General features: G+C 72.2%; 18 protein-coding genes. 8 read left to right on the forward strand and 10 right to left on the reverse strand.

What is annotated here, in order from left to right:
• The first annotated feature begins 103 nt into the window (after positions 1-103).
• Both DN069_RS15110 and DN069_RS15115 read left to right on the forward strand, forming a co-directional pair.
• Positions 104-430 (forward strand): YciI family protein, encoded by a 327-nt coding sequence (locus tag DN069_RS15110; protein WP_111501499.1) that lies wholly within the window; start codon positions 104-106, stop codon positions 428-430.
• The gene (locus tag DN069_RS15115; RefSeq protein ID WP_111501500.1) at positions 427-1,647 is read left to right on the forward strand and encodes an RNA polymerase sigma factor; all 1,221 of its coding nucleotides are present in this window, start codon (positions 427-429) and stop codon (positions 1,645-1,647) included. Before DN069_RS15110 ends, DN069_RS15115 begins: the two co-directional genes overlap by 4 nt.
• A gap of 1 nt (position 1,648) precedes the next feature.
• On the opposite strand, the gene DN069_RS15120 is transcribed toward DN069_RS15115, so the two are convergent.
• Positions 1,649-2,479: a thioesterase family protein gene (locus DN069_RS15120; protein ID WP_111501501.1), complete on the reverse strand. Its 831-nt coding sequence runs from the start codon at positions 2,477-2,479 to the stop codon at positions 1,649-1,651.
• 97 nt (positions 2,480-2,576) lie between these two features.
• On the opposite strand from DN069_RS15120, the gene DN069_RS15125 reads away from it, so the two are divergent.
• Positions 2,577-3,362, forward strand: a complete 786-nt coding sequence (locus DN069_RS15125) for an SDR family NAD(P)-dependent oxidoreductase (protein WP_111501502.1) — start codon at positions 2,577-2,579, stop codon at positions 3,360-3,362.
• A 13-nt stretch (positions 3,363-3,375) separates the two neighbouring features.
• Here DN069_RS15125 and pgi read toward each other — a convergent pair whose 3' ends face one another.
• The 4 genes from pgi to DN069_RS15145 all read right to left on the reverse strand — a co-directional run bounded on the left by pgi (position 3,376) and on the right by DN069_RS15145 (position 8,041).
• Positions 3,376-5,022, reverse strand: a complete 1,647-nt coding sequence (pgi, locus tag DN069_RS15130) for a glucose-6-phosphate isomerase (protein ID WP_111501503.1) — start codon at positions 5,020-5,022, stop codon at positions 3,376-3,378.
• Positions 5,023-5,208: 186 nt separating this feature from the next.
• Positions 5,209-6,354, reverse strand: coding sequence for a sensor histidine kinase (locus DN069_RS15135; protein ID WP_133259931.1), 1,146 nt, complete (start codon positions 6,352-6,354; stop codon positions 5,209-5,211).
• A gap of 92 nt (positions 6,355-6,446) precedes the next feature.
• Positions 6,447-7,082, reverse strand: a complete 636-nt coding sequence (locus DN069_RS15140) for a response regulator (protein ID WP_243639251.1) — start codon at positions 7,080-7,082, stop codon at positions 6,447-6,449.
• Between the two features lie 248 nt (positions 7,083-7,330).
• Positions 7,331-8,041 (reverse strand): Pr6Pr family membrane protein, encoded by a 711-nt coding sequence (locus tag DN069_RS15145; RefSeq protein ID WP_111501505.1) that lies wholly within the window; start codon positions 8,039-8,041, stop codon positions 7,331-7,333.
• A 103-nt stretch (positions 8,042-8,144) separates the two neighbouring features.
• Between DN069_RS15145 and DN069_RS15150 the strand changes: the two genes are divergently transcribed.
• The gene (locus tag DN069_RS15150) at positions 8,145-9,158 is read left to right on the forward strand and encodes a glycoside hydrolase family 18 protein (protein WP_111501506.1); all 1,014 of its coding nucleotides are present in this window, start codon (positions 8,145-8,147) and stop codon (positions 9,156-9,158) included.
• Positions 9,159-9,170: 12 nt separating this feature from the next.
• Here the strand turns inward: DN069_RS15150 and DN069_RS15155 are convergent, their stop codons facing one another.
• The 3 genes from DN069_RS15155 to DN069_RS15165 are packed head-to-tail and all read right to left on the reverse strand — an operon-like array spanning position 9,171 to position 11,343.
• Positions 9,171-10,199, reverse strand: coding sequence for an alpha/beta fold hydrolase (locus DN069_RS15155; protein ID WP_111501507.1), 1,029 nt, complete (start codon positions 10,197-10,199; stop codon positions 9,171-9,173).
• A gap of 56 nt (positions 10,200-10,255) precedes the next feature.
• Positions 10,256-10,738 (reverse strand): type II toxin-antitoxin system PemK/MazF family toxin, encoded by a 483-nt coding sequence (locus DN069_RS15160; protein WP_111501508.1) that lies wholly within the window; start codon positions 10,736-10,738, stop codon positions 10,256-10,258.
• A gap of 35 nt (positions 10,739-10,773) precedes the next feature.
• On the reverse strand, positions 10,774-11,343 hold the full coding sequence (locus DN069_RS15165; protein WP_111501509.1) for a YceI family protein: 570 nt from the start codon (positions 11,341-11,343) through the stop codon (positions 10,774-10,776).
• Positions 11,344-11,435: 92 nt separating this feature from the next.
• Between DN069_RS15165 and DN069_RS15170 the strand changes: the two genes are divergently transcribed.
• From DN069_RS15170 to DN069_RS15185, 4 genes are all read left to right on the forward strand, one after another.
• Entirely contained in the window at positions 11,436-11,930 is a 495-nt protein-coding gene (locus DN069_RS15170; RefSeq protein ID WP_111501510.1) for a MarR family winged helix-turn-helix transcriptional regulator, read from the forward strand.
• Between the two features lie 80 nt (positions 11,931-12,010).
• Positions 12,011-13,765, forward strand: a complete 1,755-nt coding sequence (locus DN069_RS15175) for a CYTH and CHAD domain-containing protein (RefSeq protein ID WP_111501511.1) — start codon at positions 12,011-12,013, stop codon at positions 13,763-13,765.
• Between the two features lie 135 nt (positions 13,766-13,900).
• The gene (locus DN069_RS15180) at positions 13,901-14,113 is read left to right on the forward strand and encodes a hypothetical protein (protein ID WP_111501512.1); all 213 of its coding nucleotides are present in this window, start codon (positions 13,901-13,903) and stop codon (positions 14,111-14,113) included.
• Between the two features lie 153 nt (positions 14,114-14,266).
• Positions 14,267-15,550 (forward strand): extracellular catalytic domain type 1 short-chain-length polyhydroxyalkanoate depolymerase, encoded by a 1,284-nt coding sequence (locus DN069_RS15185; protein WP_111501513.1) that lies wholly within the window; start codon positions 14,267-14,269, stop codon positions 15,548-15,550.
• Here the strand turns inward: DN069_RS15185 and DN069_RS15190 are convergent.
• Both DN069_RS15190 and DN069_RS15195 read right to left on the reverse strand, forming a co-directional pair.
• A complete protein-coding gene (locus DN069_RS15190; protein ID WP_111501514.1) occupies positions 15,522-16,235 on the reverse strand; it encodes a pentapeptide repeat-containing protein in 714 nt (237 codons plus the stop codon). The two genes, DN069_RS15185 and DN069_RS15190, sit on opposite strands and share 29 nt — an antisense overlap.
• Positions 16,236-16,284: 49 nt before the next feature.
• Positions 16,285-17,937, reverse strand: a complete 1,653-nt coding sequence (locus DN069_RS15195) for a purple acid phosphatase family protein (protein ID WP_341538473.1) — start codon at positions 17,935-17,937, stop codon at positions 16,285-16,287.
• Between the last annotated feature and the right edge of the window lie 140 nt (positions 17,938-18,077).

Raw genomic sequence — 18,077 nt, forward strand, 5'->3', positions numbered from 1 at the left:
ACAGAATCCGCAGAGTGGTGTCCGATCGGAGCGGGGGCGTTCGTAGTAAGGGTGAGAGGTCGCCTGCGAGGGGCGTCCCCAACAGTGCGGGAGATGAGTCGAGATGCAGTACCTGCTCAACGTGATCCACGACAGCGGCGAGAACGCCACCGAGGCCGAGCAGGCCGCGATCGTCGTGTTCAACCAGCAGATGAAGGCCGACGGGTACTGGGTCTTCGCCGGTGGCCTGGGGGTGACCGACAACGCCACCGTGGTCGACAACCGCAGTGGCGGGGAGCCGCTGGTCACCGACGGGCCGTTCGTGGAGTCGAAGGAGTACGTCGTCGGGTTCTGGATCATCGAGGCGCCGGACCTCGACGTCGCCCTCAAGCTCGCCGCCGGTGGCTCGAAGGCCTGCAACCGCAAGGTCGAGGTGCGACCGTTCCTGTGAACGTCGAGGAGGCGCTGGCCCGGGCCCAACGGGAGGAGTGGGCTCGGGTCGTTGCCGCGCTGGCCCGGCGATTCGGGGATCTCGACGTTGCCGAGGAGGCGTCCGCCGAGGCGTTCGCCGTCGCCGTCGAACGGTGGCCGGTGGACGGCGTGCCGCCCAACCCCGGGGCCTGGCTGACGACCACGGCCCAGCGTAAGGCGATCGACCGGATCCGGCGCGAGGACAAGCGGGACGCCAAACAACGGGAGGCCCGGATGTGGCAGGACGAGGCGCCCGAACCGCTCGGTGCCGTCGAGGACGAGCGGCTCCGACTGGTCTTCACCTGCTGCCACCCGGCGCTGGCCGCGGACGCCCGGGTCGCGCTGACGCTGCGGTTGCTCGGCGGGCTGACCGTGGCCGAGATCGCCCGCGCGTTCCTCGTCCAGGAGGGCGCGATGGCGCGCCGGATCACCCGGGCGAAGGACAAGATCAAGGCGGCCCGGATCCCCTATCGGGTGCCGGCCGCGGCGGATCTCCCGGGACGGGTCTCGGGGGTTCTCGCCGTCCTCTACCTCGTCTTCAACGAGGGGTACCTCGCGACCGGCCCCGGCACCGATCCCGTCCGACAGGACCTGACCGCCGAGGCGATCCGACTCACGCGCCTGCTCCGCACACTGCTCCCCGAGGACGGCGAGGTCGCGGGCCTGCTCGCGCTGATGCTGATGAGTGAGGCGCGCCGGACCGCCCGAGTCTCCGCGAGCGGCGAGTTGGTTGCCCTTGGCGAGCAGGATCGCGGGGCCTGGGACGCGGCGCTGATCACGGAGGGGCACCGGCTGGTCCGCGAGCGCCTGGCGTCCGGCGAGGCGCCGGGCCGGTACCAGCTCCTCGCCGCGATCAACGCCGTGCACACCGACGCGCGCGACGTGCGGGACACCGACTGGTCGCAGGTGGTCGCCCTCTACGACCAGCTCGTCCGCATCGACCCCTCGCCCGTCGTCGCCCTGAACCGGGCCATCGCCGTGGCCGAGCTCGACGGCCCGGAGGTGGCCATGGCCGCCGTCGACCGCCTGGACGACGCACTGACGGGCTATCACGCCTACCACGCCACCCGCGCCGACCTGCTGCGGCGGCTGGGCCGCAGCGGGGAGTCCCGCGCGGCCTACGACCGGGCGATCGAACTGGCGGGCAACACCGCCGAGGTCGCCGCGCTCACCCGCCGCCGCGACCAGCTGCCGTGAATCAGCGCGGCACGACCGCGAGCTGGCGGGACTGGGCGACCAGGCGGTCGTTGGAATCCCAGATCTCGCAGTCCTCCTCCAGGAAGCCCCCGGCGAGGTTGCGGGTGGCGTGGACGACGCGCAGCCAGCCCGGGGCGGGGACGGCGCGGACGTGGACGGTGAGTTCGACCGTGGGCGTCCAGCCGAAGAGGCCGAGGTCGAAGGTGACCGGCGGCAGCGCGTCGACGGCGAAGAGGAGCAGCAGCGGGTCGGGCGCGTGGCCGTCGGCCATCCGGAGCCAGCCCTGGATGCGGCCCTCCCCGGAGGGCTTGCCGAGCGCCCAGCCCACGTAGGCCGGGTCGAGGCGCAGGTCCAGGCGGCGCAGCAGGTCCGCGGAGGCGAGGAACTCCGGCGGGGCGGAGTCGCTGCCGATGCACTGCTCGACCGGCGGCAGCTGCGGCGGCTTCGCGCTGGTGCGCACGGACTCGTCGGCCCGCGACAGGTCGCCATAGCTCGCGAGGACCCGCAGGCGCTCGACGGTGCTGCCGTCGTCCGCGCGCTGGCGCAGCGAGGCGCTGCCGGTGGAGAGGGTGCGGCCGCTGCGGATCGCCTCGACGTGTACCTCGGCCGGGCCGGGGCGGGACGGGGAGATGTAGTAGCCGCTGAGCGAGACGGGCTGCGGGTGGCTGCCGACCTCGCCGAGGCGGTCGCCGAGGGCGCGGCCGGCGAGGGCGAGCAGCAGGCCGCCGTTGATGCCGCCGCCGATGCGCCAGCCGGCGCCCAGCTCGGCGTCGTAGACGCCGGGCCGGCCCGCACGTCTGGCGACCGCGGTGCCCTGCTCGAACTCGGTCATGCTGCGCCCCACATTCTGACCAGTGTCATAAGTTACTTAACAGTAGTTAAGCGCAACGGCTCTTCCAACGTCAAGACGGTTCTGCTACCACCTCGGCATGGTGGATATCAGCGCATACGCACTGGACAAGCGGGTCGCGGTCGTCACCGGCGCGGGCAGCGGCATCGGGCGGGCCACCGCCCGCCTGCTGGCCGCAGCGGGCGCGCACGTCGTCTGCGCGGACGTGGACGGCGTCGCCGCCGAGCGGACCGCCGCCGAGTTCGGGGGTGTCCCGGCCGAGGTCGACGTGGCGCTGCGCGAGCAGGTGGCCGAGTTGATCGAGGGCACGGCCCGGCGGTTCGGCCGCCTCGACATCCTCTGCAACATCGCCGGGATCATCCGCACCGGGCTGGTCGTGGACGTGCCGGAGGAGGACCTGGACGCCGTCTGGGCGGTCAACTTCAAGGGCACCTTCCACACCTGCCAGACGGCGGCGCGGATCATGTGCGCGCAGGGCAGCGGAGCCATCGTCAACACCGCCTCCGGCGCGGTGGACAGCGCGACGCCGGAGATCATGAGCTACAGCGTCTCGAAGGCCGCGGTGGTGCAGCTGACCAAGAACCTCGCCGCCGAGGTCGGCCGCTTCGGGGTGCGGGTCAACGCGGTGGCACCGGGTCTGGTGCGCACCGCGATGACCTCGCGTCACTACCTGCGGCCCGACGGCAGCATCGACGAGGACGCCCGCGCGGCGGCGGAGAAGCCACTGCGGCGGATGTCCCCGCTCGGCATGATCGGCGAGCCGGAGGACATCGCGCACGCCGTCCACTACCTGGTCAGCGATGCCGCCCGGTTCGTGACCGGGCAGATCCTGCGTCCCAACGGCGGCGTGGCGATGCCCTGGTGAGCCCGCGTCCGGACTACCGGCCGCGCAGCTCGCGGTAGCGGGTGGCCAGACCTGCGGTGGAGGAGTCCAACGCGTCGATCCCGGTGCCCTCGACGAGCGACGGCTCGATCCGCTTGGCCAGCACCTTGCCGAGCTCGACGCCCCACTGGTCGAAGGAGTCGATGTTCCAGATCGCGCCCTGCACGAACACCTTGTGCTCGTAGAGCGCGACCAGCTGGCCCAGCACCGACGGAGTCAGCTCGCCGGCCAGGATCGTCGTCGTGGGGTGGTTGCCGCGGAAGGTCTTGTGCGGCACCAGCTCCTCGGCGACGCCCTCGGCGCGCACCTCCTCCGGCGTCTTGCCGAAGGCCAGGGCCTGGCCCTGGGCGAAGAGGTTGGCCATCAGCAGGTCGTGCTGCGCGACCAGGCCCGGCGCCAGGTCGGCGACCGGGCGGGCGAAGCCGATCAGGTCCGCCGGGATCACCTTGGTGCCCTGGTGCAGCAGCTGGTAGTAGGCGTGCTGCCCGTTGGTGCCCGGGGTGCCCCAGACGACCGGACCGGTCTGCCACGCGACGGGCTGCCCGTCGCGCTGCACCGACTTGCCGTTGGACTCCATGTCCAGCTGCTGCAGGTACGCGGTGAACTTGGACAGGTAGTGCGAGTACGGCAGCACGGCGTGCGCCTGCGCGTCGAAGAACGCGCCGTACCAGACGCCCAGGAGGCCGAGCAGCAGCGGCACGTTCTGCTCCGGCGGAGCGGTACGGAAGTGCTCGTCGACCAGGCGGAAGCCGGCCAGCATCTCCTCGAACGCCTCCGGGCCGATGGCGATCATCAGCGAGAGGCCGATCGCGGAGTCGTAGGAGTAGCGCCCGCCGACCCAGTCCCAGAACTCGAACATATTGGCCACGTCGATGCCGAACTTCGCCACCTCGGTGGCGTTCGTCGACAGCGCGACGAAGTGCTTGGCCACGGCGTCGGTGTCGGCGTGCAGCTCGGTGAGCAGCCAGTCGCGGGCGCTGGTGGCGTTGGTGACGGTCTCGATGGTGGTGAAGGTCTTCGAGGCGACGATGAACAGCGTCTCGGCGGCGTCCAGGTCGCGCACGGCCTCGTGCAGGTCCGCGCCGTCCACGTTGGAGACGAAACGCACCGTCAGATCGCGGTCGGTGAAGCTGCGCAGCACCTCGTAGGCCATCGCCGGGCCGAGGTCCGAGCCGCCGATGCCGATGTTGACGATGTTGCGGATCCGCCGGCCGGTGTGACCGGTCCACTCCCCCGAACGGATCCGGCGGGCGAAGCCCGCCATCTTGTCCAGCACCGCGTGCACCTCGGGCACGACGTTCACGCCGTCCACCTCGACGACCGCGCCGCGCGGCGCGCGCAGCGCGGTGTGCAGAACGGCGCGGTTCTCGGTGATGTTGATCTTCTCACCCCGGAACATGGCGTCCCGGAGGGCCGCCACCTGGCGCGTCCGTGCGAGCTCGCGCAGCAGGGTCAGCGTCTCGTCGGTGACGAGGTGCTTGGAGTAGTCGACGTACAGGTCACCCACCTGGAGGGTGTACGACTCCCCGCGCTTGGGGTCCTCCGCGAAGAGCGAGCGCAGGTGCGTCTCCCCGAAGTCCGCACGGTGCGCGGCGAGGGCCGCCCACTCGGGCAGCTGGTCCAGACGGGTTCCTTCAGTCATCACGCGTCCTTCCTACGACGGGCCCGCCCTCACGGGCCCTTTCGTCCTGGACGAGCCTATGCCCTCCGAGGAAACGGAAGGTTGCGGAACGTCAGCGACGCGGGGACTTGTGCAGGTGAGACGTTGCACTACCTCAGGAGGCGCAGCCTCCAGGGGCGCGAGGAACTGCGCCCCTGGATGGTGCAATTACCGCGCCGCGGCAGTGAGCGGAAGGCTGAGGCGGATCTTGAAGCCGCCGTCTGCCGTGGGGCCCGCGGCGAGGGTGCCGCCGAGGAGCGCGGCGCGTTCGCGGAGGCCGACGATGCCGTGGCCGCCGCCAGGCAACTGGAGTTGGTCGTTGAAGGCGATCGGGCCCGCCGGAGGCGCGGTGTTGGTGACGGCCACCCGCAGGCAGTCGTCGCGCAGCTCCACGGCCACGGTCGTCGCCGCGCCGGGCGCATGCTTGCGGGCGTTGGTGAGCGCCTCCTGAACCGTCCGGTACGCCGCGCGTTCGATCGGTTCCGGCAGCAGCGGGAGGGCGTCGGAGCCGTAACCGGCGAGCTCCAGGGTCGCGCCGGCCTCGGACTCCGCGACCAGGCGCGGCAGATCGGCGAGGCGGGGCTGGGGCGCGAGCTCGGTGGGGCCCGCGCCGGCCGCCCGCAGGACGAGGATCATGCTGCGCAGTTCCTCGAGCGTGGCGACGGCCAGGCCGCGCAGCGTGCCCGCGACCTCGCGGACGCCCTCGTCCTTCGCGGTGACCTGGAGCGCGCCGGCCTGGACGGCTATCAGCCCGGCCTGGTGGGAGACCACATCGTGCATCTCACGGGCGATCCGCGCCCGCTCGCGCGCGATCACCGTCTGCGCGTGCAGCTCGCGCTCGTGGTCGCGCAGCGTGGCCAGCTCGACGATGCGGGCCTGCAGCGCCTCGCGCGTCTGCAGCAGCAACGCGAGGGCCGCGGGACCGATGGAGAGCATGACGGCATAGATCACCCGTTGGATGTGGTCGCTGGCGGACTCGGTCAGCTCCTTGCTGATCGGCCACGGCAGGTAGAGGCCCACGCCGACGACCGCCGCCGCGAACCACGCCTGCCAGGCGACGCGGCGCGAACGCGCGACGGTGTAGAGGGCGACCATCGAGGCGACCAGCGCCGTGCCCGCGTAGAGGCCGGGCAGCGTGCCGACCAGGACCAGCCGGGGGTAGCGGCGGCGGGCCAGCAGGACGGCGCAGGAGACCATCGAGGCCCAGAAGGTCCAGTCCTTCTTGCCCGGGTAGTTCAGGCCGGCGTCCAGGAAGGCCGCGGCCGTCAGGATCAGGGTGATCGCGGCGCTGCGGACGGGCTGCGGCAGGCGCATGACACGAGCCTTCACCCGCTGGCAGAACCTGGTGGCGCGGCTGCCGAAGGCGTGCCCGACCCGCTGACCGATCCCCCGCCCCGGCCAGTTCCTCACAGCTCGCTCTCCTCCAGCAGCCCCGCGCGCTCGGCCAGCACGGCGGCCTGGATGCGGTTGGTGACGCCCAGCTTGGTCAGCACGGCGCTGACGTAGTCCTTGACCGTCGCGGCGCCCAGGTGCATGCGCGCGCCGATCTCGACGTTGGACAGGCCGCGGCCCAGGAAGGCGAGCACCTGCCGCTCCCGCTCGGTGAGCGTGTCGACGGCGGCCGCGGCCGGGTGGCCGCCGTTGCGGCGGCTCTGGCCGAGGCGGCGCAGCACGGGCGTGGACAGGCAGCCGGCACCGGTGGAGACGGCGCGTACGGAGCGGGCGAGCACGTCCGGCTCGGTGTCCTTGAGCAGGAAGCCGCTGGCGCCCAGGCGCAGCGCCTGGTCGAGGTACTCGTCGGTGTCGAAGGTGGTGAGCATGGCGACGTAGGGCGGGTCGGGCAGCTCACGGATGCGGCGCAGCAGGGTCAGCCCGTCGACGTCGGGCATGCGGATGTCCAGCAGGACGACGTTCGGGCGCAGGCGGCGCACCTCGGCGACGGCCTCCACCCCGGAACAGGTGCCGACCACGTCGATATCGGGAGCGTTCCCGAGAATCATGGCCAGGCCGGACCTGATCAGCGCCTCGTCGTCGACGATCACGGCTCGGATGGGACCACTCGCTTGCGTTGGAACCACGCGCCTGTTTCCTACCTGTGTGTTCCGGCATGCGCCGACAGCGCACCTCGCGCGACCGTACCTCAGGGCACAACCTTATGAAAATCGAACCCCCGATCGGCGGTGCACCAACCGCCTGCTGGGGGTGCCGACCCCGGCTCGACCCCGACCATGATGGCCGGACCGCACGGCAACGTGCCTGGTGGCGGGCACTACGGGGGGGTGCCCGTCCATCACGGGCCGACCGTCCGCCGACGCGGAGGCGATTTCTCCGGATTCTCATTGTTCTGCCCGGATCGCCCGACCGCGCCCCGCCTTCGCGATCTTCGCAGCAGGTTCCCCGCCCACACCAGCAGCGCCCCGACGGCCAGGAACGCGAGCGTGATCAGCACCGACGAGACGACGACGTGCCCGTACCCCTTTCCGCGCGGGTCGAGGAACGGGTACGGGTACCAGTCGACGATCGGGCCGCGGATCAGCGTGTAGGGCAGGTACAGCAACGGGAAGGCCAGCCACCACAGCGCGTCCGCCCACGGCAGCGGCCGGCGCGGCGGCACGGCGAGCCAGTCGACGACGATCACCAGCGGCATCAGCCGGTGCACCACGTCGTTGACCCAGGGGATCGTGCCCAGCGCCTCGTACTGCGCGAGCGCGATGGCGTAGACGAGGCCGGTGATCGCCATGTAGAGCGTCACCGCCCCGCGCAGCAGGTCCGGCACGCCACGGCGGCCCGCCATCCCGAGGACGCCGCCGGCCAGCAGCACGAGGGTCATCGAGCAGTTGCTCAGGATGGTGAAGTAGCTGAAGAAGTTGGCCAGTGACCGGCCCGCGGTCGCCGAGTGGTAGGCCTGCACCCCGAGGGCGACGGCCGTGAAGGCGCCGAAGGCGAAGCGGATCCCGCCGACGATCCCGGGCGTCGCCCGGCCGAGTGACTGCTCCTCCACCGCTGCGCACCCCTTACTCCGCCCCCACGGGTGGGAACCGTTCGTGATCTTCGGATCATCATGTCCGACGAGCGGGTCGATTCCGGTGAAGGGAGCAGCCGACATGCGGTGGTTTCGCTGGGCCGCGCGGCGCGCCGTGCTGCCGCTGCTGGCACTCGCCCTGGCGCTGCTGCCGGTCGGGCAGCTCTGGGCGGCTGCCGCCGGGCCGGAATCGGCGGGCCGCACCCAGGGCCGCGACGCGGTCTGGCTCGGGCACGCCTGGGTCGACGGCCGCCGCACCGAGGCCGACGCGGCCGCCCTGCTCGCCCGCCTCGGCGGCGCGGGCACCGGCCACGGCGTGGGCGACCTCTACGTCCACGTCGGGCCCACCGGTGACGACGGCACGCTCGATCCGGCGCTCGCGCCGAAGGCCCGCTGGGTGATCGCGACGTTCCACCGGCTCGCCCCGGGCGTGCGGGTACAGGCCTGGCTGGGCGACGTCGTCGCCTCGGAGGGCCCCACCGGCCTCGACCTCTCCCGCGCGACCACGCGCGCCCACCTGCTCGCCGCAGCCTCCTCGCTGCTGGCCCTCGGCTTCGAAGGGATCAACCTCGACGTCGAGCCGGTCCACTCCGGCGATCCGGGGTTCCTCGCCCTGCTCGACGGCCTGCACGCGCTGACCCGCGCGCACGGGCGCGTCCTGTCCGTCGCCGTCCCGCAGACCGACCCCCTGCCGCCGCTGCGCCTCCTCGCCGGATCGCTGACGGGCCATCCGAAGTGGTGGTCCGGCGCCTACCTGGCGGCGGTGGGCCGCCGCGTCGACCAGGTGGACGTCATGGCCTACGACAGCGGCATGCCGCTGGGCTCCCTCTTCTCCGGCTACCTCGCCCAGCAGACCACCCTCGCCCTCGCCGCCGTCCCACCCTCCGTCGAGGTCCTCATCGGCCTGCCTGCCTACCGCGAGGACAACCTCGGTCACCACGCCTCCGCCGAGACCGTCCCCGCCGCCCTCCACGGCATCCGCTCCGGCCTTGCCGCCTTCCCCCTGCACGGACGCGCCTTCGGCGTCGCCCTCTACGCCGACTTCTCGGCCTCCGAGGCCGACTGGACCGCCTACCGGGAGGGTTGGGGCAGCTGAGGGGTCATCCGCTCACGCCGGAAGGTCGGCCAGGAAGTCCAGCAGCGCCTCGTTGACCTCGGCCGGGCGCTCCTGCTGGGTCCAGTGACCGCAGCCCGGGAGCACCAGGTGCGGCTTGAGGGTCGGGTAGAGCTGCGGGAGGGCGTCGATGACGCCCTCCATGCCGGGGAAGCTGCCGACGAGGTCGCGGTCGCCGTAGACGTAGAGGCCGGGAACCAGCAGCGGGAGGCGGTCCCAGGCGGCGGAGAGCTCCCAGTTCCGGTCGATGTTGCGGTAGAGGTTCAGGCCGCCGGTGAAGCCGTTCTTGGCGTACTCCTCCGCGAAGACGGCGATGTCGGCCGCCGTGGCCCAGGAGGGCAGCTGGCCGGTGTCGTCGAGGGCGCCGAGGAAGCTGCCGTCGGCGGGGAGCAGCGGCTGGGGAGGCTGCGGGTCGTTGCGCGGGTTGTCACCGCTCGCGCCGTAGAGGAAGGCGCGGAAGGTGCGCTCCGGGTCGGCGGCGAACTCGGCGTCGGCGACGCCGGGGCGGTTGAAGTAGTTCCAGTAGAAGCGGCCCTGGAACAGGGCGTCCATCACGGCCAGCGGCGGGGTCGCGCCCTGCCGCGGGAGCGGCGGCGTCACGCTCATGCCGACCACGCCGCGCACCAGGTCCGGGCGGAACAGCGCGGTCTGCCAGGCGACCGGGGCGCCCCAGTCGTGGCCGACGACGGCGAAGCGCTCCGCGCCCAGCTCGCGGGCCAGCATGACGACATCGCCGACCAGGTGCGGCAGCGCGTACGCCTCGACGGCCTCCGGCCGCTCGCTGCGGGCGAAGCCACGCTGGTCGGGGGCGACGGCGCGGTAGCCGGCGGCAGCCAGGGCCGGGAGCTGGTGGCGCCAGGAGTACCAGCACTCCGGGAAGCCGTGCAGCAGCACGACCAGCGGCGCGTCGGGATCGCCCGCCGCCGCGTAGTGCAGGTTGACGCCGTTGACCTGGACATCGTGGTGCTCGATCGCGAACAAGGCCCCGCCCCTCGTTGATGCTCCGTCAATCCGCTCCACCATAAGCGGATTGACGAAGCATGAGAACCGCGTCCAGAACCGGGGGCCGGAAGCGTGGCTCAGGCCTGCCAACCGTAGAGGCGCATCAACTTGGCGGCGACGAGCGTGAACCGGTCGAGGTCGAGGGAGGACGCCTCGCGGCGCATGCCGCCGGGGTGGACCCGGAAGACGCGTTCGAGGTTGACCCAGGAGTCACGGGCGTCGCGGTCCCAGGGGCCCTGGCCGAGGGCGACCCACTCGGCGACGTCGTCGCCGGTGCTGCGGTCGTGGCGCTTGCTGGTGAGCTCGACGGCGAGCAGCGTACCCGCGTGCTCGCGGGCGACGATCAGCACCGGGCGGTCCTTGCCACGCCCGTCGCGCTCCTCGAACGGCACCCAGGTCCAGACGATCTCGCCGGGATCCGGGTCGCCGTCGTGCCGCGGCGCGTAGCTCATGTGCACGACGCGCAGGCCGCGCGGCTCCACCTCGATCGTGGCGGTGGAGCCGTGGCGGCCGGGATTCTCTTCGTGTTCGCTGTGGTGAGAGTCAGTCAGACCGATCATCCGGACAGGCTAGCGCTCACAAGCGGAGCGGGGCCTCAGGCCTCGGCGCTGTCGGCGTTCTTGACCAGGGAGATCTCGAACTCGAGCACGATCTTGTCGCTGACCAGGACGCCACCGGTCTCCAGCGCGGCGTTCCAGGTGATGCCGTAGTCCTTGCGGCTGATCGTCTGCTGGCCCTCGAAGCCGAGACGCTGGTTGCCGAACGGGTCGGTGGCCGCGCCCTCGAAGGAGAACGGAATGGTGACCTTCTGCGTCACGCCGCGCACGGTCAGGTCGCCGGTCAGCTCCAGGGACTCGCCGTCGAAGCTCGCCTCGGTGGAGTTGAAGGTGATCGTCGGGTGGTTGGCGACGTCGAGGAAGTCGTTGTTGCGCAGGTGGCCGTCACGGTCGGCGTTGCGGGTGTCGATGCTGTCGACGTCGATCGTGAGGTTCACGGTCGAGTCGTGCGGCTTCTCGGCATCCACCGCGACCGCGCCGTCGAAGCGGTTGAAGGAACCGCGCACCTTGGTGACCATGGCGTGGCGAGCGACGAACCCGATACGACTGTGGGCCGGGTCGATGGTGTAGCTGCCGGTCAGCTCGGGCGTGATGGTGGTGGCGCTCATGATGGCCTCCTAGTCGAAAGTGGTTGAACCGTCATCTACAGAGTGCACCCGCCCTGGGTGACATGTCAACCAACGGGGGTAGAATTTGTCACATGACCACGACTCCCCAGACCGAGCCCCGCTGGCTCAGCCCCGCCGAGCAGCACCTGTGGCGCACGTTCCTGCGCATGCGACAGCAGCTCGACGCGCAGCTCGCCCGACATATACAACTCGAGTCCGACATCTCCATCGCTGACTTCTCCGTGCTGGTCGTCCTCACCGACGTGCCCGAGGGCCGGGTGCGGGTGCTGGAGCTGGCGCGCGGCCTGCAGTGGGAGAAGAGCCGCCTCTCCCACCACCTGGCCAGGATGGTGAAGCGCGGCCTGATCGAGCGCGCCGAGTGCAGTGAGGACGGCCGCGGCTCCTTCGTGCTTATCACCGACGCCGGACGCCGAGCCATCGAGGCGGCGGCACCTCGTCATGTCGAACTGGTCCGTACGCTCTTCTTCGACCCGCTCTCGGAGGAGCAGGTCACCCAGCTGACGCAGATCTCCGAACGGATTCTCGGTGCCATGGAGGGTTGCCCGGAGGCCCTGCCGGAAAGCTGAACAGGAAACCGCACGGCGGACGGACGGGACACGCGTGACCTGTGCCTCGACCGGGAAGATCCTGGAAGGGAGCGCGCAGGATGGCGAGGAAGTCGACAGCGCAGCAGACGGCCACCGGGCACGTCGAGCGCGAGCGCAAGTACGAGGGGGACGCGGCAGCGGCCCTCCCGTCGCTGACCGACGCCCCGCCACCGTCCGGCAGAGCCGGCAAGGCCGTCAAGGTAGGCAAGGTAGGCAAGCCGCAGAAGGCGCTGGCCGCGCTGCGTGCCGTCGCCGCCGACACCGAGAGCCTGCGGGCCGTCTACTACGACACCCCTGACCTGCGCCTGCTGGCGCACCGGATCACGCTGCGCCGCCGCACCGGCGGCCACGACGCCGGCTGGCACCTCAAGCTCCCCACCGCGGACGGCGCCCGACTGGAGCTGGGCCTCCCCCTCGACGCCGAGACGGACCGCGCACCGAAGATCCCCGCAGACCTCCTCGCCCGCGTCCGCGCCTACACCCGCGAGGCCCGCGTCGTGCCGGTCGCCCTCCTCGCGACCGAGCGGCGCCGCACCCTGCTGCAGGACACGGACGGCCGCGTCCTGGTCGAGCTCGCCGACGACTCGGTGACAGCGCAGGCCTTGGACCCGGCCGGAGCGGTGCTGCACGAGGAGAGCTGGCACGAGGTCGAGGCCGAACTCGTCGACGGTCTCCCCGACCTCCTCGACGCCGTCGAACACCGCCTCCTCTCCGCCGGCCTCCACCCCAGCGCCAGCCCCTCCAAACTCGCCCGCGCCCTCGGCCCTCTCCAACCCGGAGGCCCAGCGCCGACCGGGCCGCAGGCCGTCGGCGACGCCGAGGCCGGAGGTCCTGAGGGCGCCGCCGAGCGGGCCCGCCGGCCGAAGGCCGGGCGCGAGGCCGAGGCCGGGCGCGAGGCCGAGGCCCAGGCCGGGTCCCCTCAGTCCGGGCCGGAGGCCGAGTCCGGACGCGAGCCCGTGCCGGGGAGCATCGGGGCGCTGCTCGCCGCGCTGCTGCGGCAGCAGGTGGGGCAGTTGCTGGCGCAGGATGGGGAGGTGCGGCGGGATGTGCCCGATGCCGTGCATCAGATGCGGGTCTGTGCGCGGCGGCTGCGCAGCACGCTGCGGGTGCACGAGCGGCTGCTGAGGGTGGACGAGATCGCCGGGCTCGAAGAGGAACTGCGCCGGCTCGGGCACGCGCTCGGCACCGCCCGCGACCGCGAGGTCCTCGGTGAGCGTCTGCTGCGCGACCTCGACACGCTCGACCGCATCGAACGGCCCGGACCGATGCGCCGGCGGCTGCGCACCTGGTCGCGCCAGGGCTACCGGACGGCCTGGCGGCAGACCGTGCGGGAGCTGGACGGCGCACGTTACTTCGCCCTGCTCGACGCCCTCGAGGCGCTGGCCGCCGCCCCGCCGCTGCGCGGCCGGGCCGCGCGACCCGTCGCCGTGGAGGTTCGGCGACTGCTCTCCCGCGAGCAGCACCGCACCTGCCACCGGGTCGCCGAGGCGCTGGCGCTCGCGCCCGGTCACGAGCGGGACGAGGCCATGCACGCCGCCCGCCGCGCGGCCAAGCGGGCCCGCTACGCCGGGGAGGGCGCGGCGCAGCCCGGCTTCGCGGCGGCGATGAAGGCGCTGCAAGGCGTGCTCGGCGAACGCCAGGACGCCCTGATGGCCGCGCAGGCCCTCCCCTCGCTGGCCGACGCCGCCCACCGCGCCGGAGAGCCGGGCTTCGGCTACGGCGTGCTCTACGCCCGGCAGCGGGACGCGATCACCGCCGCGGACGCTGAGGTTCCGGCGCACCAGGCAGCGGCGAGTGCCCTACGGGTGAAGTGACGGGAACCGAGCTTGACCGTGACCCACCATCCGTGGAACGGCTGGTGAACTCGGGCCCGATCGGGGCATTTCTGGCTTACTGTCGCGTCACAGGCGGCGCACAACGTGCGCCACGACGAGACACGGGAGCCTCCCATGCTGGTGGATTCCTTCTCCTTCACCCACGACGAAACGGCCGCCTCGGTCGACTCCCAGGCCCAGCTGCTGGTCGAGGCGGGCTGGCGGCTGCCGCGTCCGCGGCAGCAGGACGTGAAGCCCTGCACCGGCCCGCTCAGCTGCGGCATGGCGCACGACGAGCCCGAGGACGACGACGAGCTCTTCTTCGACGCCCAGCGCGAGCGGTACTGAAGGCAGGCCCGACACCTCAACCCCTGCACAGGGGCGCGTCTGCGTGCCGGTACGCCATGGGCTCGGCCCGGTTGTGGCGTACACGCACATGTCGGCGGTCCGCGTTCCGCTCCTAGGTTCCGGGTGGCCACTCCCCCACCCCAGGAGCCCGACATGCCAACCCTCGCACCCGCCCTCAGGTCGGTCCTGCGCCGACAGAGAGCCCTCCTCGCCACCGTCAGCGCCGCCGCGCTCGCCGTCGTCGGCCTGATCGCCCTGCCGGGCGCCGCGACCGCGAACACCGGCTCGCTCACCCAGGTCAGCTCGTTCGGCAGTAACCCGGGCAACCTCGCCATGTACGAGTACGCCCCGGCCGGGCTCGCGAGCGGCGCCCCGCTCGTCGTCGCCCTGCACGGCTGCACCCAGACGGCGACCGACTACTACAACGACTCCGGCTGGGCGCAGCTCGCCGACCAGTACGGCTTCGCCGTCGTCTTCCCGCAGACGAGCAGCGCCAACAACGCCCTGTCCTGCTTCTCCTGGTTCGACTCGACCAGGGACACCCGGGGCAACGGGGAGGCCGCGTCGGTCAAGGCGATGGTCGACTACGCCACCGGCCAGTACCACTCCGACAGCAAGCGGGTCTTCGTCACCGGCCTCTCCGCAGGCGCGGGCATGACCGCGGACCTGCTGGCCGACTACCCTGACGTCTTCGCCGGCGGCTCGATCGACTCCGGTCTGCCCGCCCAGTGCGCCACCTCGCAGAGCGCGGCCTCGGGCTGCCAGCAGAACAACCAGAACCTCACGCCCGCCCAGTGGGGCGACAAGGTCCGCGGCTCGGACCCCGGCTGGACCGGCCCGTGGCCGCGCGTCGCGATCTGGCAGGGCACGGCCGACTACACCGTCTACCCCGTCAACGCGACGGAGCTGCGCGACCAGTGGACGAACGTCTGGGGCATCTCCCAGACGGCCTCCGGCACGCAGTCGCTGACCGGCGGCACCACCGAGAGCGTCTACGACGACGCGAGCGGCAACCCGGCGGTGGAGCTGTACAGCATCTCCGGCATGGGCCACGCCCTGGCCGTCAACCCCGGCTCGGCCAGCACGCAGTGCGGGCAGACGGGCGCGTACTTCCTCAACTACATCTGCTCGTCGTACTACACGGCGCAGTTCTGGGGGATCACCGGCGCGAGCCCGTCCCCGTCCCCGTCGGCGTCGGCCTCCGCGTCCGCCTCGCCGTCCCCCTCGGCCTCCGCCAGCCCCACCTACACGCCGAGCTGCTACACCGCGTCGAACTACGCCCAGGTGACCGCCGGGCGCGCGCACGACGTGGGCGGAATCGCGTACGCGAACGGCTCGAACGCCGGCCTCGGCCTGGACAACCTCTTCTACACCCACACGCTGGAGGAGACCGCGCCCGGCTACTACGTCATCGCCGACTCCGGCTGCCCCGCCTGACGGCGCCCTTCAGGGGCTCGCCGGCCTCCTTGACCGTCAGGCCGAGCGCGGCGGCCAGCGCCGGGGCGAGCTCCAGCAGCTGCATCGGCGTGACGGCGGCCCCGCGCAGCGCGTCGACACCGTCGGCCGGCTCGATCGCCGTGGCCTCGCGCAGGTCCACCTCCGTCAGCTTCGCCTGATGGAGGTGGACCTGCTCCAGCCGCGAGCCGGGGAACGCGCATTCGGTGAGCGCGGCGCCGGAGAAGTCCACCTCCCGCAGCACGCAGTCGTGGAAGACCACCTCGTGCAGCTTGGCTCCGCGCAGGTTCACCGAGTCGAACTTGCACCCGTGGAACGTGACCCGGCGCAGCCCCGCGCCGTGCGCCTCCAGCCCGGCGAAGACGCCACGCGCCGCCTCCACGTCCAGCCAGCTGCTCTCCGCGAGGTCGCAGCCGACCATCCGCACGCCCTGCAGCCACACGTCGTTGAGCCGCGCCCGTCGCATCCGCACCCGCTCGAAGGAGACGGCCGACAGGGCGGCCTCGACGAAGCTCGTCTCCTCCACCCGCTCGTCGGCGAAGTCGACTCCGTCGATGTGCACGGTGTCGAACATCCCGCCGCGCAGGCTGTCGCCCGAGAAGCGCCGCAGGTGCGGGGCGAAGGCCAGCTCGTCGAGCTCACGCGGAGAGGGGACCTGGTTTGCCATACCCGCAGGCTAACGCCGAGGACTGACAGTCGCGCCGCTGAAGGCGGCGTCAGCCGTCGCTGCGGCGGCGGTGCAGGACGAAGGACTCCAGCGGGGTGATCTCGCCCGTGGGCTGGCCGACGTTGTAGTAGGTCACGTGCATGCGGGTGGTGTCACCCGCGTGGCGGCCCGGGTCGACGGTGAAGGCGGCGAAGCCGTAGGCGTGGTCCGCGTCGCGGAAGGCGGACCAGGGGGTCTGCTCGAAGACGTAGACCGGCGGGCGCTTGCCGTTGGAGCCGACGGGGCCGACGCCGGTGACGACCTTGGCCTTGCCGGGGGCGAACAGCTTGCCGTTGGAGGGCGCGGACGTGCCGCCGCCGCCCAGGACCATGTGGACGGTGCCGAGCGAGGTGTCGATCGAGTCCGTGGCGTCCGAGACGGGGTTGGGCGTCAGGGTCTCGGCGCCGCTGACGACGCCGCGCACCGCCAGCGAGCGCTCGTAGTGGTGCTCGTGGCCGCAGAGCACGAGGTCGACGCCGTAGCGGTCGAACAGCGGGCCCCAGAGTTGACGCAGGCCCAGATCCGCACCGTTGGCGTCGGCGGAGCTGACCATCACCTGGTGCATGCAGACGACGACCCAGTCGACGTCGCGGTCGGCGCGGGCGCGGCGCAGGTCCGCCTCCAGCCAGGCGGCCTGCGCGCCACCGCTGTAGCCGTGCACGTAGTTGTCGCCGGCGTCCTGGTAGGCGACGTCGTCGTTCTGCAGCACGACGACGTGCACGGAGCCGGCGGTGAAGGAGTACCAGAGCCCGGCCGTCTCCGGGTCGGTGCTCCCGTTGCCCGGCAGCGCGAACCGCGCCTGGTAGCCGGAGAAGCCGATCGGGCCGTTGCCGTGCTCGTCCTCGTGGTTGCCCGCGGCGGGCATCCACGCGCGGTAGCGCGCGGAGCGGGAGTTGTTGGCGTGGAAGCCCTTCCAGGTCTTCAGCCGGTCGGCGCTGATGTTGGCGTAGCAGAGGTCGCCGTTGAGGAGGTGGAAGAGCGGGTCGACCTGCTCCACGCCGCCGACGATGTCGGCGGACGCGGGCGAGCCGATGCCGGCGTCGACGACGTTGAAGCCGCCCTTTCCGTCCGGCTGCCAGACGGTGTTGGGGACGGCCTGGTCGCCGAAGCTGGTGAAGGTGAGCGGGCGTCGGCCGCGCGGCGCGGTGCGGAAGGTGCCGGAGTCGGGGCGGGCGCCCGCGTGCGCGGCGGCGTAGGTGTAGAAGCTGTCGGGCCGCAGGCCGTCGAGGCGGGCGTGGTGGACGTACACCGTGCGGCCGCTGACGCCGTCGACGTAGGTGACCGTCTCGGCGCCGACGCTGCGGCCGTAGCCGCCCTCGAATGTGCCGTATCTCACGTGCGGCTCGCGCACGGGTGCCTCGCTGGTCCAACTGACCGTCATCTGCGTGGCGGGGTCCTCGCCGAAGGTCAGGTGCAGGCCCTCGACCGGCGGCGCGCCGAGCGCCTCGGGTGCGGTCAGCAGCAGCGGCGCTCCCCCGGCAGGCGCGTCGGCGGTCGCGGCGCGCGCGGCCGGCGCGCCGAGGAAACTCGCGCCGACGGCGAGCGCGCCACCCGCGCCCGCCAGGCGCAGAGCGGTGCGGCGGTCAACGACCGTTGACGAAACGTCATCTTGAGTTGACGATTCGTCGGCCGTACGGGGCATGGACGGTGTGGCGTCGTTCACCGGGACTCCTGTGGGCTGCGTGGACCGGCAGGACCCGCCCACGCTAGGGGCGGCACGTGCCCGAACCGGGGGCGCCGAGGCGACGCGCCGGTGAACGGGGGATGGCGCAAGACGCCCGCGCGGCAGGGCCATACCGGCTC

This window comes from Streptacidiphilus pinicola (genome assembly GCF_003258295.1).
Lineage (GTDB): Bacteria > Actinomycetota > Actinomycetes > Streptomycetales > Streptomycetaceae > Streptacidiphilus > Streptacidiphilus pinicola.

Coding starts and splice junctions, on each gene's coding strand:
- DN069_RS15110 (WP_111501499.1), top strand. CDS start 104: ATGCAGTACCTGCTCAACGTGATCCACGACAGCGGCGAGAACGCCACC.
- DN069_RS15120 (WP_111501501.1), bottom strand. CDS start 2,479: ATGACCGAGTTCGAGCAGGGCACCGCGGTCGCCAGACGTGCGGGCCGG.
- DN069_RS15125 (WP_111501502.1), top strand. CDS start 2,577: ATGGTGGATATCAGCGCATACGCACTGGACAAGCGGGTCGCGGTCGTC.
- pgi (WP_111501503.1), bottom strand. CDS start 5,022: ATGACTGAAGGAACCCGTCTGGACCAGCTGCCCGAGTGGGCGGCCCTC.
- DN069_RS15135 (WP_133259931.1), bottom strand. CDS start 6,354: ATGCGCCTGCCGCAGCCCGTCCGCAGCGCCGCGATCACCCTGATCCTG.
- DN069_RS15150 (WP_111501506.1), top strand. CDS start 8,145: ATGCGGTGGTTTCGCTGGGCCGCGCGGCGCGCCGTGCTGCCGCTGCTG.
- DN069_RS15155 (WP_111501507.1), bottom strand. CDS start 10,199: ATGGTGGAGCGGATTGACGGAGCATCAACGAGGGGCGGGGCCTTGTTC.
- DN069_RS15160 (WP_111501508.1), bottom strand. CDS start 10,738: ATGATCGGTCTGACTGACTCTCACCACAGCGAACACGAAGAGAATCCC.
- DN069_RS15165 (WP_111501509.1), bottom strand. CDS start 11,343: ATGAGCGCCACCACCATCACGCCCGAGCTGACCGGCAGCTACACCATC.
- DN069_RS15170 (WP_111501510.1), top strand. CDS start 11,436: ATGACCACGACTCCCCAGACCGAGCCCCGCTGGCTCAGCCCCGCCGAG.
- DN069_RS15175 (WP_111501511.1), top strand. CDS start 12,011: ATGGCGAGGAAGTCGACAGCGCAGCAGACGGCCACCGGGCACGTCGAG.
- DN069_RS15180 (WP_111501512.1), top strand. CDS start 13,901: ATGCTGGTGGATTCCTTCTCCTTCACCCACGACGAAACGGCCGCCTCG.
- DN069_RS15185 (WP_111501513.1), top strand. CDS start 14,267: ATGCCAACCCTCGCACCCGCCCTCAGGTCGGTCCTGCGCCGACAGAGA.
- DN069_RS15190 (WP_111501514.1), bottom strand. CDS start 16,235: ATGGCAAACCAGGTCCCCTCTCCGCGTGAGCTCGACGAGCTGGCCTTC.